Below are 16,777 nucleotides of genomic sequence, written 5' to 3'. Positions count from 1 at the left end.
AACAAATTATTAAATAAAAAAGGAGGAGCAACAATGCAATACAAAATACAAGTTAATCAAAATTTAGAAATTTTCGATGTTGATTATGTTGCCAAACAAGCAGCAGGTGCTGTTTTGATGAGAATCGGTAAAAGTGTGATTTTAGCTGCAGTAGCGAGAGAAGAAAAGATGGTTGAAGAGGATTTTTTACCCTTAACCGTTCAATACATAGAAAAGGCTTATGCTGCTGGAAAAATTCCGGGAGGTTATATCAAAAGAGAAACCAAACCAAGTGATTATGAAACCTTAACTGCAAGAATTATCGACAGAAGTTTAAGACCGCTTTTTCCTAAAGGTTATGCTTACCCTACGCAAATTTCTGTGATTGTGCTTTCAGCTGACAATGAAGTGGATTTGCAGGTTATGAGTCTTAATGCTGCAAGTGTGGCACTTTTTTTAAGTGATATTCCTATAAAAGCTCCTGTTTGCGGGGTAAGAATTGCAAGAATAGCAGGGGAATTTATACTCAATCCAAGCAATACTCAACTCAAACAAAGCTCACTTGATTTATATGTTGCTGGAGTTAAAGATGAACTTTTGATGATAGAAATGAGGGCTTTACCGACTCAAAATGATACGACTCAAGCTATGAATGAATTGAGCGAAGATGAAATTTTAGAGGCTTTAACCTTAGCTCAAAAGGCTATATTAGAAGGTTCAAACGCTTATGAAGAAAATTTTGCAAAACATAAAAAGCAAAGTGAGCTTGAATTTAAAAGCGAAGAAGAAAATTTAGAACTCTTTGCTTTTATTGAGCAAAATTTTACAGATGAAATTAAAAATGCAATCAATCAAATGGCAAAGAGTGAAAGAGCGGGAGAGCTTAATAAAATTGCTAAGACGATTTCTAAACTTGAAACAGCAGAGCAAAAAGCGTGGAGTGAAGAAGATATTTTCAAAGCTTTAGAAAAAATCAAAAGAAAAATCATACGCAAACAGATTATTTTTGAAAGAAAAAGAGCTGATTCAAGGGCTTTAAATGAGGTGAGAAACATTAGTATAGAAACTAATATTTTACCAAATGCTCACGGCTCTTGTCTCTTCACAAGAGGTCAAACTCAAGCCTTAGTTGTAGCGACTTTAGGAACTGAAAATGATGCACAAATGATAGATTTGTTAAATGAAAAAAATCCTATTAGCGAACGTTTTATGGTAAATTACAATTTTCCGGGCTTTAGTGTGGGTGAGGCGAGTGCGATAAAAGCACCGGGGCGTAGAGAATTAGGACATGGAAATTTAGCCAAAAGAGCCCTTTATCCGAGCATTGATGAGAATTATCCTTTTGTCATTCGTTTGGTTTCTGAAATTTTAGAAAGCAATGGTTCAAGCTCTATGGCAACGGTGTGCGGAGGTTCTTTAGCTCTTCGTGCTGCAGGGGTTCATAGCCTTAAACTTGTTGCAGGAGTGGCAATGGGACTTGTTTTTGAAGAAGATAAATATGCAATTTTAACAGACATTATGGGTTTAGAAGATCACGATGGGGATATGGATTTTAAGGTTGCAGGAAGTAAAGATGGGGTGAGTGCTCTTCAAATGGACATAAAACTCGGTGGGATTGATAAAAAGATTTTAACAGAAGCTTTAAATCAAGCCAAAGAAGCCAGACTTCATATTTTAGAAATTATGGAAGAAGCCAATGCAAAAATCAAAATCAACGATGAAATTTTACCAAAACTTGAAATTTTCAATGTTGAGCCATCTAAAATCGTTGATATTATAGGACAGGGAGGAAAAACTATAAAAGACATTATCGAAAAATTTGAGGTGTGTATTGATTTGGATAGAGAAAAAGGCGAGGTAAAAATTTCGGCTTCAAAAAATGAACAAATCAAAGCCGCAAAAGAATTTATCTTTACTCTAACGCAAACACAAAAAAATAAAAAATTCAAAGATAAAGACCTCTCAAATTTTAAACTCGGTGAAGAATTCGAAGGAGAGATTAAAAAAATCACAAATTTTGGAGTTTTTGTCGGGTTAAAAGATGGTGTTGATGGTTTGTTGCACAGCTCTAAAATTAAACACAAAGTAAGAGAAGGCGATAGAATGAGGGTGAAGATTAAAGAAATTAAAAATGGTAAAATTTCTGTGGATTTGGTGGGCTGATTTGTCTTATAAGACTTAAATGTCTTATTAAAGCATTAAAATTCTTAATTCTTGTGGATAAAATTAAAAAGCTTAAAAAATAATGTTTTTTAAAATATAAAGAATAAACTCAAAAATTTTTTAGCTTCTTTTATCATTCAGCAATAGTTTGGAATTTTTGTTTTAATTTTTTGAAAAAAATTATTTGCTTTTAAAAAAATGCTTTGTAAATAAAATTTTTTATCACATTAACAATGTGTCAAATTTAAAAAATTTATTTTTATAGAAAGACTATATTTAAAAATTTGTAAAGCAAATTTTAAAAAACAAGAATGTAATCAATTTAAAAAAACTTAACTTATTTTCGCTATGAAATTAATGTTAAAGCAATTTTAGAATTTTTGTTTTATTTTTTGATTTTTATAAAAAAGAAAAATCTTTAACAAATCATAAATTTTAAAAAATCAAACCATATTTTTAGCTATATTTAAGAATATAGTAATAATAAGAGCATTTGTAATATTACTGATAAAACCGCCGACTAAAGGCACAACGAAAAAGGCTTTTTTGGAGTAATGATATTGAGAACAAACCGCATTCATCGTAGCCATAGATACAGGCACAGCACCCAAACCAAATCCTGTGTGTCCAACTGCAATAATAGCAGCATCGTAATTTTTTCCACAAGCTCTAAAAGTTACAAAGTTTGCAAAAACATACATCAAAATAAGCTGTAAGCCCAAAATGATTACCAAAGGTAAGGCTAAATCGGCAAGCTCATAAAGTTTCATTGTCATAATGGATAAAGACACAAAAATGGATAAAGATATAGAACCTATAATGTCTATATTTTCATAAAGAGCCTCTTCTTGCTTTTTATAATCCAAAATAAAACGAATGATTATGCCAGAAAACATACTCATCACATGTAAAGGCAGATTAACAGAGGGAAAAAGCTCTTTGAATATAACAAAAAAACATTCTCCTAAACCACAAGATAAGAGCAAGATAAAGGTAGCTTGATGGGATCTTTTTGAACTGATTGTATTTTGAATTTTCTTTGTGAGAGAGGAATTTTCATCATTTGAAATGTAGTTTTTATCCAAATGGTATTTTTTAATCAAGCTCTTACCGAGAGGACCTCCCATCAAACAACCCGCAATGAGGCCAAAGGTTGCTGCAGCTATACTCACTTCTAAAGCTCCCACACCACCCATTTGCTGTGCTATAGGAGAAAAAGAGGAAGCATTTCCATGTCCCCCTGTTAAAGCAACTGAACCTGCCATTAAGGCGACTAAGGCGTTTATATTCATAAAATAGGCACACACTAAGGTCAAAAGATTTTGCAAAGCAGCCAATAAAGCAGCTAAAAAGATGAAAATTGCTACTAATTTACCTCCTTTTTTTATAAAATTCAAACCAGCACTTAAACCCACAGAAGCAAAGAAAATATTGTAAAAAAAGGTATTCATCGTTTGAAAATCAAATTTAAATTCCGCGATTTTAAAATAAAAAGCAAAACAAGTTAATACAGAAAAAATTGTGCCACCAACCACAGCAGAGGGTATGCACCATTTCTTTAAAATGGAGATTTTATTTAAGATAAATTCTCCAAAATAAATCAACAAAACCGCTATCATTAAAGTTTCGAACAATCTCACATGAATGCTTAACATCAATCTCCTTTTTTAATATATCATAAAAAACATATATAAAATATTATAGCTTAAGATAGAAAAGAACTAAATTTTATTTTAAAGATTTATGAGATGATTGAGTAAAAAAGAAACAAGCTTATAGTTTTTAAATGAATTGAAAGAAATTGTATGACATTATTATTTTTTAAATTTAAAAAGTCAATCAAGCAAAATTTTTAGATTTTTATATAAAGGAATTGATATGAAACACCCTTTTAAACCCTTTTTTGATAAAAATTCTAAGATTTTAATCTTAGGTTCTTTTCCGTCCATAAAATCAAGAGAACTTGGTTTTTATTATCAAAATAAAAACAATCGTTTTTGGAAAATTTTAGAAGCTGTGTATCATTTAAAAAAGGGAGAGCTTAAGGATATAAAAGCTCAAAAATTTTTTTTGAAAGAACACAATATAGCCCTTTGGGATGTGGTGCAAAGTTGTGAGATAAAAAATTCAAGCGATTCTACAATAAAAAATCCTCAAATCAATGATTTGACCTTGATTTTAAATCAAGCTAAAATTCAAACCATAGCCCTTAGCGGCAAAAAAGCTTTCGAATTATTTCAAAAAAGCTCTTTTTATCAACAATATATCTCATCTTCAAATCAAGGCATTTTAAATTACGCAAAAGAATGGGATATAAGGCTTTTATCTTTACCTTCAAGCTCTTCAGCTAATGCAAAATTTAAAGATGAAGATTTGATAAAAGAATACAAAAAAATAAAGCATTAAATTTTTAATCACAAATTTTTTTATAAAACTTAAGTGCAATTTAATAAAAAAAAGCCATATTATCATTAATAAAATATTCATTATTGCAAGATTTAAATAAAAATCATCAAAAATTATATTAAAGATATACATAAAAAAATAACAAAAAAGATGGACAAAAAAGAAGTTTTTATAAAAACTTAAAAAAATAAACCAAAATATAGCAATGTAAAATAGCAAGATGGGAAATAAAAAAATAACATAAAGCCTAATTTCTAAATTCTTAAGCTTATACAAAACAACAAACACAGCACACACCAAAGCAAGAACCAAACTACACACAAACCAAGCAATTTGTCCGCTTGATATATTGTCTATTCCTTTGCTTTCTAGTTTTGCTTTGAGTTTAGAATAAATAGGAATTTGCAAAATTACTCCTAATATAATAAGTTATTCTATTATAAGATAATTTATTTAAAATTTTGATTGTTTCAGTAAGAAAAAATTTCTTAAACTATCATAAATTTACTAAATTCTTTGGATTTATTTATTTTATCCGCTTGTTCTAAAAATTCTAAAAGAGGGGAAGATTGGATATTGCCATTAAGAGATAGAGTTATGTCTTGAGCTATGTCTTGAACCGAGCCAATAAAATTATCAGTTTCCGTCCCCCTAAACCCTACTATAAACCTATCTTTTTCTTTATCATAAAACAAAGTAGCAGAAAAACCAGAATTTGTATTTGGTTGGTGGAATCTAATCTCATATCTTTTAGTAAAGTTTTGTGCTTGGATTTCACTAAATTCTCCGTTGAGTTTATCAAAATTTGTTTTTTCATCAAAGAAATTTAACATTTTTGATTGCCAAGCATCATCTTGTCTTAAATCAATCAATACTTCTTTATCTTTATATTTTTGACTTACAACATGTTCTAAATTTACTTTTATTTCTCTATAGCTTCTAAGAGAATTCTTATCTTGAATTTTTTCTTGATTAGAATCTAACTCAAATATATTTCTAGTATTTAAAAAATCAAAATAAAAATAACTAGCCTGTGCAAGTTCTGCATAATCTTTTAAATTATTAATTTGAGTTTTCATTTAGTCACCTAAAAACTTGAACGAACAATTATTAAAAAAATAATAAAAGCTACAGGATAATATAACAATAATAGAAAAAACCTTATCAAATATTTTTTAATTCTTGTTATTCCAAAAAGCCATAGATTGGCTATCATTGGTGGAAAGACTATCCAACCTAGCATTACAAAAAATTCATACACTCTATCTGGATTATGTCCAACAATAGGAGATATAAACCAACCTACAACACATAATATAATCCAACAAATATAAAGTATTTTTAATATTTTCATTGTATCCCCCAAATGATATAAATTTTCTTTAATAAACCCATTTATCTTCCTTTTTAATATTTTTAATAAAATCATTATACCTTTTTAAAAATTAAAATTAAAATAACTAGCTTGGGCTAGTTCAGCGTAGTCTTTGAGATTGTTAATTTGTTGTTTCAAATTAAGCCCTTTTTATCCAATAAATTATGCTAAATGTTACAGTATGTATAATGATAGCTAGAATAAAATAGATGATATTTATATCATCGGCTATTAACATAATAATAAATAGCAACAAATAGCAACAAATAGCAACAAGTATATTTTTGCTTTTTGTTTTCCCAAAAATTAAATAGTAAAAATAAGGTAATAATGGAAAAAGGCATAAAAACAAATATAAATACAATGCGGTAAGAATTACATTATCATTATAGCCATGATGTCCAAAAGCAACACCAAAAATAGTAAAAAAACCCCAAAATACCATCCAAACAATATATAAAAATTTTAGTGTTCTCACTCTGTCCCCCTAAACCCTATTATAAATTTATCTTTTTCTTTATCGTAAAACAAAGTAGCAGAAAAACCTGAATCTGTATTAGGGCAATGTTTTAATAAATCATAGCGAGAAAAGAATTGTTTGGCTTGGAATGGGGAGAAATCGCCATTGAGTTTGCCAATTTTTTCGTATTGATTTGTTCGTGGATTTAGCTCCACTGCGATATATTTATTGTAAGTATTATCTAATATGTCAGTGTAAGTGATGATAGGGGTTGATTGTCTGCTTGTATTTTCAACCTTTTTTGTTTCAAACCTCTTATCTATTAAGTCAAAATATCCATAAACCGCCATACAAAACAATATTAAAGAAGATAAGATTCTTTTTGAGAATCTTACCCTAAAAGCATTGGAAAAGTATATTAAAGATTTTGAGTGATTCTTCACTCTTTTATATTATGCTCTTTAGCATAGGCTTGTATCTTAGCTCTAAGCTCTTCAGGAAAGTTAGCTCTATAAATAGCTGGGATTCTTGGATCAAGTTTAGCATCTAAGTCTCCTTTTTTATAAATCCATTCTAGTCTTTCAGGTGTGAAATAATAAGGGGCATTAGGATAACCTTGAGGAGGAGTTAGGGCTGCGAGTTTGGCTTGTAAATAAAGCTCTTCTAAATAAATTTCTACATCTGCTTCACTCCAGTGATTGGGTATATCATAACTATAAGCTCTTACAAAGCCGGTCTTGTTGCCAGTTAAATATTTATCGAATTCCCATCTACTTTCAGGAGTAGAATCCACATCTCTTGGATCTTTTATTTTGCCTTCATCGATTTCATTTAAGAATGTTCTCATTACACCATTATCGACATCACTAATAAAATCATATTCATTTGAATCTATAATCCATTCTGTAGAGATTAACTCATCTAAGAAAGGAAGCATTCCGTATTTATCATAAGGAGGATTTTTAGCAAAGTCTTTGATGAGTTGTTGTTTTAAAGGATTTTTATGTATTCCATATAAAGGATGATACAATCTTTCTAAACATTTTTTATCTCCTAATTGCACTCCAAGCCAAAGAGCTTGAAAGCCTCTTGATTTTAAACCAGAATCACTAAGCCCTATGGCTGCATCATAAAAAGCCTTTTTATTACCCAAGATACCTAAGCAAAGTTGATATTCTCCTGCAATTAGATCAGAATATATAGTATTTGCCTTAGCACCAAAAGCTCCATAAGCTCCATGTTCAAAAGCATTTTTATAAAGCTCTTCACTGCTATCTTCAAGCTGAACAAAATAAAATCTATCATCAAATACTGTATCTTCTATCTTACGCGAATAAACATACAAACCCCAATAAGCATCCCCTAAGTCATACTTTTCTATAAGTTCTTCATAAATCCTTATACTTCTATAATTAGCCTTTAAAAATTCATTAATCAATTTATCCAATAAAGCTTCATTATTTTCATCTTGATCTAATTTACCTATAATAGCTCTAAAATAATCTTTTGAATATCCAAGTTCTGCTAAAGCAAGTCCTGCTTTATAATCTTTACCCTCTTCATAAGCATAGCTTAAATTCTTAATGGCTTTTTGAAAAAGATCATATCCTTTATAATCTAATCTCTTAGCTTCTTTATAATCTTTCATACCTTGCTCATAAGCATTTATAAATCTTTTTTCTTTAGGTCTTTTAGGTCTTGTTAAAGTGCTATCTTTTAAATCTACAGGAGTGCATACTAAGCCACTTCTTTTTACTAAATAATTATACCTTCCTTCTCCATCTAAAGAATGAAAATAAGCTTTTTCTGCTTTAGTCCAAGGAGCAATCGCTCCTTTTATAGGATCTTTTAAATAAATCTTTTGCCAATCTTTAAATTCCACTAGAGTGGATTTTTGTCCTGTATGAAATTCTGGATCTAAATACTTAGGCTCATAAGATTTTTTATAAGGAGAATTATCGACTATATGAACAGCTTCTAAAAGAGCTTTGGTGTATTCTTGGGTGTATTTGCCAGTGGGTTTTTTTCGCTGATTGAATAAAAATTCATTGGTTTTTGTATTGAGTTTTATACCTCCTCCATTAGGTGTATGGACCATTTTAATATCTTTATCGTTCATATCCTCTCCTTTGCAAGCATTTAGGGTAAAAATAAGTAAGGTGGCTAAAAATAATTTATTCATTAATAAGTCCTTTCTGCTATGATAGTGGTGGCTAGTCTGCCTATGAATTTATTAGAATAATCTTGGGCTTTACTAATATCATTCAAATATTCTTTATCTTTTATTCTATTTTTTTCACTATCAACATCTTTATTATTTATCCCCTTATACATCACTTCTAAATTATGTTGTCCTATAGCTTCTAAATTTTCCATCAATCTTCTTGCCTTTTGTCTATCTTCTATGAGATTAGCTCTTTCAATTTGAAGTATTTTTTGCATTGTTTTTTCTTTCTTTTATTCTTCATTCTTTTATATTATGCTCTTTAGCATAGGCTCTTATCTTAGCTCTTAAATCCTCTGGGAAATTATATCTATATATAGCAGGAATTCTTGGATCAAGAAGTCTGTCAAGCTTATGTCTTTTATAATACCATTCTAGGTTTTCAGGGGTAAAATAATAAGGGGCATTAGGATAACCTTGAGGAGGAGTTAGGGCTGCGAGTTTGGCATGAAGTATTAAGGTATCATTAAAGAGTTGTGCTCTTTCCTCACTCCAATCATTAGGTGTATCGGTTCCATAGCCTTGTAGCATGCCATTTTTATACCCTCCCCTATGACGATCAAATTCCCTTCTGCTTTCATAAGTAGAATCTACATCCCTTGGATCTTTTATTTTACCCTCAACCACATCACTTCTTAAGGCTCTATACATACTTCCAAATTGATCACTAGCTATATCATATTTGTTATAATCAATCACCCAATCCACTCCCATAATTTCATCTATAAAAGGAAGCATACCAAATTCATCAGGCTTTAAAGTCTTAGCTAAAGTTTTAATCTCTTGTTCTCTTAAAGGATTTTTATGCACTCCTACTAAACCACTTCCTACTGCAATATCTGCATAACCATAAATAGCACCTAATAAATTAGGTTTGTCTAGTATACTACTTCCTCCACTGAGTTGTATATAAAGTATAGTCGCTTGGATAAATCTTGCATTAAAACCATTTTGAGACATATCATTAGCCAGATATTTATAATCACCCAATATTCCTGCTGCCATACCCCATTCATTATGAAATAAACTTGATCTTAGACTGTTTTTATTATCATCTACTTCTCTATATAATTCTTCATATTGAGAATCTACATTTCCTTTTTCATCTACAGCTCCTATAGCATCATAAGGTATATCTATAACAACACTTCTTATGCCACTTCTAATAACTAAATATTTATATCTTTCTTTTTTAGTTTTTAAAGATTTATAATAAGCTTTTTCTGCTTTAGTCCAAGGAGCAATCGCTCCTTTTATAGGATCTTTTAAATAAATCTTTTGCCAATCTTTAAATTCAAGCAAAGTAGATCTTTGCCCTGTATTGAGGTTAGGATCTAGGTATTGGGGTTGATAATTGATATAGGGGGAATTTCTTAATATACGATCAGCTTCAAAAAGGGCTTTAGAATATTCTTGGGTGTATTTGCCTACTTTGGCTCCTCTATCATCTAATAAAATTTTATTCGTTTCTTTTTCTACATCTAATATAATTCCATTAGGTGTATAAATTTCATAAGTTTCACTCATTTTTATCCTTTCATCCTATATATAAACCATCTTCCATGATTATAATCGTGGCTAGTCTGCCTATGAATTTATTAGAATAATCTTGGGCTTTACTAGCATCATCGCTTTCTTCCTCATTTTCTTTCATCTTACTTTTATCATTTGTCTTTTCGTCCCCTATCCCCTTATACATCACTTCTAAATTATGTTGTCCTATAGCTTCTAAATTTTCCATCAATCTTCTTGCCTTTTGTCTATCTTCTATGAGATGAGCTCTTTCATTTTTTATAGTATTATAAATCCCATTTGCATATTCACATAAAATTTGTATAGTATCATTATAGGCTAAGATAGGGTGTTGTTTAATCATGGGATTTTGTGTTTTATACTCTTCTTTTCTTTGAAAATGTTCTAGCTTATATATATTACAATTTTTAAGTTCTATATTGTTTTTTTCAAAAAATTCCCTATCATTTAAGATATATTTGCCCTCATTGATTTTATCTTCCATAAAAGCACTTCTTTTCTCATCTAAAATGATATAAGATAAAAGTCTTTTTAAGGCAAATTCTTTAGCCTCATCTGAAGTCGTAGTACAAGCAATACTAGGATAATAATTAAGCCCACCTGTGCATAATAAAGAACCAAAAATAAATCGCGATAAATCAAAACTCATAAATCTAGAATTTATCAATAAAGGATAGGTCATATATTCTTCTTTTTTTACAGCTAAAGGAAAATCATAATTATAAGTAAATTTTTCATACATTAGTTTTTCATATAAAATTTTCAATCTTTCGTAATTTGTAGGCAAAAGTGTATCGATAAAAGAACCTGCTAAATTTTTTAATACATCCCCACTTAAATTTTGACTCATTTTAATAGAAAAATCAAGGGCTAATTGTTTTCTTACTTTTGATATCAAATGAATTTGCTTAGCTTTATCCAATCTTGAAAAACCCTTTGACTTTTTTAACTTGCTTGCATATTCTGATTGATTAAAATAATAATAATTTGTTCCTATTTGATACAAAAAAAGCTTATTGAGTGGCTTTTTGCTTTTTGGATTAATTTTTATAAAACGCCCTTTAGGGCTAAGTGCATAAAATATTCCTAGTTCTTTAAAAAAATGTGCTTTAAAACTAGAAAATAATTTATTACCATAATGCTTTTTATCAAAGTTTGAATCTATAAAAAATAAAATCATTTTTTTAAAAAAATCAGGCTGACTCATAAAAAATTCTGTAAAAGGAAAAAGTTGCTTAATGATATTAAAAAAAGTAATATCTATAGATAATTTTGCAAGTTCATTATCAAGCATAATATCTTGAATGCTTTTATCTAAATCTTTTTTTGAAGGAAGAGTTTGGTCTGTTTGTATATTTTCTTCAAATTCAATTTCCTCATCAAAGCCTTCATTTAAGGTGTTTAAAAAATTTACATAAGTTTGATCTTCTTCTTCAAAATCATTTTCAAACATAGCTTTAGCTAATTCATCTAAATAAATGACTTCATCTTCTTTTTTGTTTTTATTTAATTCTTTGGATAAAAAGATGTAAATTTTTTTATCATTATCATAAAAATAAATATCATCAGGGATAAATAAGATATACTTCTTAAAATAATTCGGTATTTTAATCCTTTGGTAATTAAGGGAAATTACTTCATCGCCATAATCTAGATTTGGAATTACAATATTTTTAACACCAGGAGAATATTCTTGCGTAAAAGCTAAGTCTTTTTGTAAAACATACAAAGTTAAAGTCAATAAAACAACCGTTAAAGGCGAGTATTTCTTAAAGTCAAGATTGGATTGTATTTGATCATAGTAAGAATTGATATTATCCAAATAATCATTGAAAAGCCTGACATATTCTTCTGCTTTTGCTTTTTCTTTTTTGCTAATTTCTTCTAGTTCTTTAGGTGATTTAAAAAAGCTATCAATATAAGCAAAATCTTGCTTATATTCTTTGTATTTCAATGACTCATTTATACACTCTAATGAATAAAATTTTAACCAAGAATATGTTTGATTATAAAAATTAAAATATTCCTTATATTGTTGATAAATCTGTCCATCAAGTTTTACAAAAGGACAAAGTTGCAATACAAAATCATCTTCATTTTTAACATCTCTTTCTATAAAATAAGAGCCATAATCTCTTTTGCTAGGAAATTTTTCTTTTAATCCAAGTTTTTCATTTTTTGTAAGGGCTTTAGGACGATTTTTTATCTTTACTCCTAATTTTTTTTGATACAAGTCCTCACAAAGCCCTGCATTATTAAGTTGTGGTGGATTGGTAATAAATAAATAATTTTTACCCATTTTGCTTGTATTGATTTGATCAGCATTTTTTTTATCTAATATCATTTCTACTAGCATGGAAGAATTTAAATCAGGGTATTCTGCATAAAAAAAATGATGAAGTTCAAAAATATTTAAATTTATCGCTTTTTTTAATGTTGTATCAGAATTATTTAAACTAGAATTCACTAAAAGCGTATCATCTGATTTTTCATTTTCAAATTTTTGATTATTTTCTAAAAAATTATCAAAAATGCCTTGAAATTCTTCGTCTAAAATAATTTTATAAAAGCTATTTCTATAAAGACTGATAGAAGGTGCGTCAATATAAGATGAAAAATCTAATAATATTTTATCATCTATAATTAATACATCGGATAAAATCTCTTCATTGCATAAAGCAATAATAGGATAAAGTTTGCTAGTGATAAGCTCTAAAAGTGGATAAGCAAAATCATAATAATATTTTTTTTCCTTATACTCTTCATACTCAGAGTAAGAATTATAAGCTTCAAATAATGTATTTACAACAAAAACATAAGGATTTTTTTTGATTAAAGAAATGGGCTTTTTAAGGTTGGTTATAGAATCTAATATATTGATAAAAAATTTCGCTACAGCTCTAATAATTTGTTTATATTCATCATCATTAGATTGAGTAATATTTTTTAAAAGTGTATTAAAAAGCGTATCTAAAGCCACTTGTATCTTTGGTTTAATCTCTTGCTCAAAATAATTAGATTCTTTAATATTTTTTAATAAAGTATTTAATTCTTTTTGAATTTCTTTTAAAAAATTTTCAATATTTTTTTCATTGTTTTCATCAATAATTTTATTGAGTGTTTTATTTTCATTTTGATTGATTGCATTATTTAAAAGTTTTAAATTATTATAGATAATTTTTTTAATGCTGGATAAATTTTTATCAGAAGTAAAATTTTGTTCTTTTGTGATTTCATCTTTATTAGCTTGATTTAAATGTATAATTTTAAAAGCTTTTGTATTGTCGCTTTTAAAATCATCCTCAATAGTATGCAATGTTTGATACAAAGAATTCTTAGCTTCTTTATATCCATCAAAATCACCACATATAAAAATAATTTTATTGGCATTTTTGGTAAGATTTTTTAATGCGATTTCTAAGTTATGATTTGATGTAATTAAAGTAAAATTTTTTATTTTCATATTTTAATCCCATTGACCACCACAAATTTACAAACATAAAGCTCTTGCTTTCTATCTTCATCTTCTAAGATCTCATCGAGTCCTTTTGCGATTTGAAGTTTTAAATTTTTCATCTTAGCAGGGGCTAAAAAACTAAAATGATATGCGTTTAATTTTTTATTATCTTCTAAAGCATTTTTTATGATTTTATCATACTCATGTAATTGTGTAAAATACCCCGCTCCTAAATCTTTATTTTCAAATTCCTTATAAGCACTTTTATGAATTTTAGCAATGTTTTTGGGGATAATGAAATAAAGCTTGATTAAATTAGTATCCAAGCTAAGGTTTAATGCCTTAAATTCATAATCTTTACTAAAGTCTTGCTTGAATTGATTAAGAATATTAATGTCCTCTATATCTTTTAAATCTTTTAAATCTATATTTAATTCATTTAAAGCCTTATCTTGTTCTTTTCTTTCATTATTGATTAAAAGATTATAGATAGGTAAATTATCTTTTTGAAATCTATCGCTTTTATAATGAAGTCTTATTATAGGTTCTTTTAACTCTGTTTGGTTTTTGCTTTGTTTTACCAAGCCCTCCTTAGGATCAAAACTATGATCGAATTTAAACTGAGTAGGAGTAAAGCTTACTTTTAAAGGAAAGCCTTTGTCTGTGATACAAGCTGAGATTAGTTCTTGTAATATAGCATATTCATTATTGACTTTCTTTTGAGATAAGGCTCCTTTTACATTCGCAACTTTACTACAAGGAACACTTACACCTGCTATAGTATTAGGACAAGCACTTATACTAGAATTAAGCAAATCACTTTCTAGCATAATAGGGATGTTATTGTCTTTAAAAGATTTTCCTTTATTTGATTGAAGTATGACTTTACCTCCATGGATGCATTCTAGGTTTTGATTTTCTAAAAGGGCATGAAGTTTAGCTATACTTTGTTTTTTATCTACTTGTGTGGTTTTTTGTTCTTTTATAGTGTTTGAAATTAAATCTTTATATTCTAAGCTTTGCTTACTTAAGCATTCTAATTTGATATTTAAAGAATTTTCTATGATAGAATAATTAAGTAAGCAAAGTTCATCATTTTTATAAAAAATACTAAGTCTTCCTAAACCACTGCTTTCATCTTTAGGAGAAAAATAATAACTGGGTCTGTCTTGTTTTATAATATTATCTTTATCTAATTCTCCAAAATAAAAAGGATTATTAGGAAGTTCGGTTGAGCCTGTAAGTAATACACCTTTGAAATAAATTTTAGAATGAATTAAATCAATATTTTTAACCCTTAAGACTTCACAATCGATCACTTCTTTATCATAAGCAAAAATTGTTTCTTTTACTTTTTCAAGAGACATGAATTTTTCTTAAATTTTTAGTCATTTTATGATAGCTAGAACTCCAGTATTTATCACTTTTTTCTCCCGCTAAAACATTAAAATAAAATTCATTTCTATCTTTTTGGTATTCTTGTGAAATATTACCATAATCATACTTATGATAAAGCATTCTTGAAATCATTTCATCTTTAGGTATAAAAATAAAAGGATAAAACTTACTCACACTAAAATTATTATATTTTTGACTCAAATCTAAATCTTGTATAATGATAGCTTCATAATCATTGCTCGCTTTTAAAAGTTTAATTTGCCTATCTTTTCTATCGAAATAAATCAATTCAAAATCGCCTTTTAGATTTTTAGTGTTGGATTTTATAATCAAACGCTCTAAAAGATTTTCTAAGGTTTTATAAGCCCTTGTAATATTCCATAAAGCATACAAAACTTCTTTTTGCTCCAAACTAAGATTTTCATTATTGTATTGTTTTTTATATTCATCAAGATAAATTTCTTGCATTAAAGAATTATTTATAAGCATTCTAGCCCAATCTCTAAAAGCTTTTGCACCTTTTACACTTTGTAAATTATCATCAATATTTTGAAATTTTAAAAAGATAGAGTGGAGAGATTTAATTAAATCAAGATTTTCCTTTAAATCATCTACCATAGGAGCATCAGGAATCCATTCATCAATATTGATAACCTCTATTCCTATATCAGAAAGTTTTTGAATAACCCAAGTGACGCAGTTATTTTCAAGAAGTTTATAAGTAAATTCTTCATTGATTGGTTTTTGACTATTAGGCGTAATTTCTTTTGTAGTGTTAAAATCATCTTTAATATTTGTAAGTAAGGTTTCATATTGTTCTTGTGAGATTTCTAAGGTGCAACGATTAGAAGGGTAGAAAGTTTGTGAACTTCTTAGTTTTTTAATAATATAGCAATTTTTATTAACATTATTATCCAATACATATTGGTTATTGTTAAATACTTTGCCAGCTGTATCATTAACAGCACCTGTTCCAGTTCCAAAGCCCCAAAAACCATCATTAAATTCATTAGCTTCTTTAGCTTCATACCATTTCTTATCAAAATCTTTCCAATCAATATTTTTAAGTTTTTCTTGTCTTAATTCTTTATCTTGTTCATCTAACTCATTGGGACTTTTACCTTTAGTAAGTCCTAAAAAAGCGTGGGTGAGGTCGATTTGCTTAGAAATTTGAGAAAATTTTGCTTTAAATAGCAAAGAAAAATCAACATGCTTTAACATTTCATCTTCTAATAACTCATCTACATAAATTGTTGCATAATATTTTATTATCATTTCGAAATAGTTCCTTCTAAAAGTCCATAAGGTATTATTCCTATAAATATTGCAATTTCAAAACAAAAATACATCATTAAAAATAAAAATTTAAATTTTAAATGCAATTTAATAAAAAAAAGCCATATTATCATTAATAAAATATTCATTATTGCAAGATTTAAATAAAAATCATCAAAAATTATATTAAAGATATACATAAAAAAATAACAAAAAAGATGGACAAAAAAGAAGTTTTTATAAAAACTTAAAAAAATAAACCAAAATATAGCAATGTAAAATAGCAAGATGGGAAATAAAAAAATAACATAAAGCCTAATTTCTAAATTCTTAAGCTTATACAAAACAACAAACACAGCACACACCAAAGCAAGAACCAAACTACACACAAACCAAGCAATTTGTCCGCTTGATATATTGTCTATTCCTTTGCTTTCTAGTTTTGCTTTGAGTTTAGAATAAATAGGAATTTGCAAAATTACTCCTAATATAATAAGTTATTCTATT

At 28.1% G+C, this 16,777-nt stretch carries 11 protein-coding genes and 1 pseudogene; 2 read left to right on the top strand and 10 right to left on the bottom strand.

Annotation, left to right across the window (positions count from 1 at the left end):
• Positions 1-33 precede the first annotated feature (33 nt).
• Positions 34-2,142 carry a polyribonucleotide nucleotidyltransferase gene (locus tag CCUN_RS05500; RefSeq protein WP_027305621.1) on the top strand — a complete coding sequence of 703 codons (2,109 nt, stop codon included), beginning with the start codon at positions 34-36 and terminating at the stop codon, positions 2,140-2,142.
• Positions 2,143-2,585: 443 nt separating this feature from the next.
• Here CCUN_RS05500 and gltS read toward each other — a convergent pair whose 3' ends face one another.
• Positions 2,586-3,797: a sodium/glutamate symporter gene (gltS, locus tag CCUN_RS05495; RefSeq protein ID WP_027305620.1), complete on the bottom strand. Its 1,212-nt coding sequence runs from the start codon at positions 3,795-3,797 to the stop codon at positions 2,586-2,588.
• A gap of 223 nt (positions 3,798-4,020) precedes the next feature.
• On the opposite strand from gltS, the gene CCUN_RS05490 reads away from it, so the two are divergent.
• Complete coding sequence (locus CCUN_RS05490; RefSeq protein ID WP_027305619.1) at positions 4,021-4,548, top strand: DNA-deoxyinosine glycosylase; 528 nt, start codon at positions 4,021-4,023, stop codon at positions 4,546-4,548.
• A 488-nt stretch (positions 4,549-5,036) separates the two neighbouring features.
• Here CCUN_RS05490 and CCUN_RS05480 read toward each other — a convergent pair whose 3' ends face one another.
• The 9 genes and pseudogenes from CCUN_RS05480 to CCUN_RS09615 form a co-directional block, all read right to left on the bottom strand.
• Positions 5,037-5,627: a hypothetical protein gene (locus tag CCUN_RS05480; protein WP_085296656.1), complete on the bottom strand. Its 591-nt coding sequence runs from the start codon at positions 5,625-5,627 to the stop codon at positions 5,037-5,039.
• Between the two features lie 770 nt (positions 5,628-6,397).
• Positions 6,398-6,733 (bottom strand): hypothetical protein, encoded by a 336-nt coding sequence (locus tag CCUN_RS09625; protein ID WP_125921774.1) that lies wholly within the window; start codon positions 6,731-6,733, stop codon positions 6,398-6,400.
• Between the two features lie 89 nt (positions 6,734-6,822).
• A complete protein-coding gene (locus tag CCUN_RS05465; protein ID WP_085296598.1) occupies positions 6,823-8,565 on the bottom strand; it encodes a hypothetical protein in 1,743 nt (580 codons plus the stop codon).
• Positions 8,565-8,810: pseudogene (locus CCUN_RS05460) on the bottom strand (hypothetical protein); the annotation flags it as partial. The gene CCUN_RS05465 and the pseudogene CCUN_RS05460, both read right to left, overlap by 1 nt.
• A gap of 37 nt (positions 8,811-8,847) precedes the next feature.
• On the bottom strand, positions 8,848-10,134 hold the full coding sequence (locus CCUN_RS05455; RefSeq protein WP_085296654.1) for a hypothetical protein: 1,287 nt from the start codon (positions 10,132-10,134) through the stop codon (positions 8,848-8,850).
• Positions 10,135-10,144: 10 nt separating this feature from the next.
• Positions 10,145-13,603: a hypothetical protein gene (locus tag CCUN_RS05450; protein ID WP_085296653.1), complete on the bottom strand. Its 3,459-nt coding sequence runs from the start codon at positions 13,601-13,603 to the stop codon at positions 10,145-10,147.
• Positions 13,600-14,964: a hypothetical protein gene (locus tag CCUN_RS05445; protein WP_085296652.1), complete on the bottom strand. Its 1,365-nt coding sequence runs from the start codon at positions 14,962-14,964 to the stop codon at positions 13,600-13,602. Before CCUN_RS05445 ends, CCUN_RS05450 begins: the two co-directional genes overlap by 4 nt.
• Positions 14,954-16,270, bottom strand: coding sequence for a hypothetical protein (locus tag CCUN_RS10070; protein ID WP_232087679.1), 1,317 nt, complete (start codon positions 16,268-16,270; stop codon positions 14,954-14,956). The genes CCUN_RS05445 and CCUN_RS10070 overlap by 11 nt, the downstream gene beginning before the upstream one ends.
• Positions 16,267-16,746, bottom strand: coding sequence for a hypothetical protein (locus CCUN_RS09615; protein ID WP_125921773.1), 480 nt, complete (start codon positions 16,744-16,746; stop codon positions 16,267-16,269). Before CCUN_RS09615 ends, CCUN_RS10070 begins: the two co-directional genes overlap by 4 nt.
• Between the last annotated feature and the right edge of the window lie 31 nt (positions 16,747-16,777).

It is taken from the genome of Campylobacter cuniculorum DSM 23162 = LMG 24588 (genome assembly GCF_002104335.1).
Classification (GTDB): domain Bacteria; phylum Campylobacterota; class Campylobacteria; order Campylobacterales; family Campylobacteraceae; genus Campylobacter_D; species Campylobacter_D cuniculorum.
Note: the sequence above shows the minus strand (reverse complement) of the source record. Positions and strands in the feature narration are given on the sequence as shown.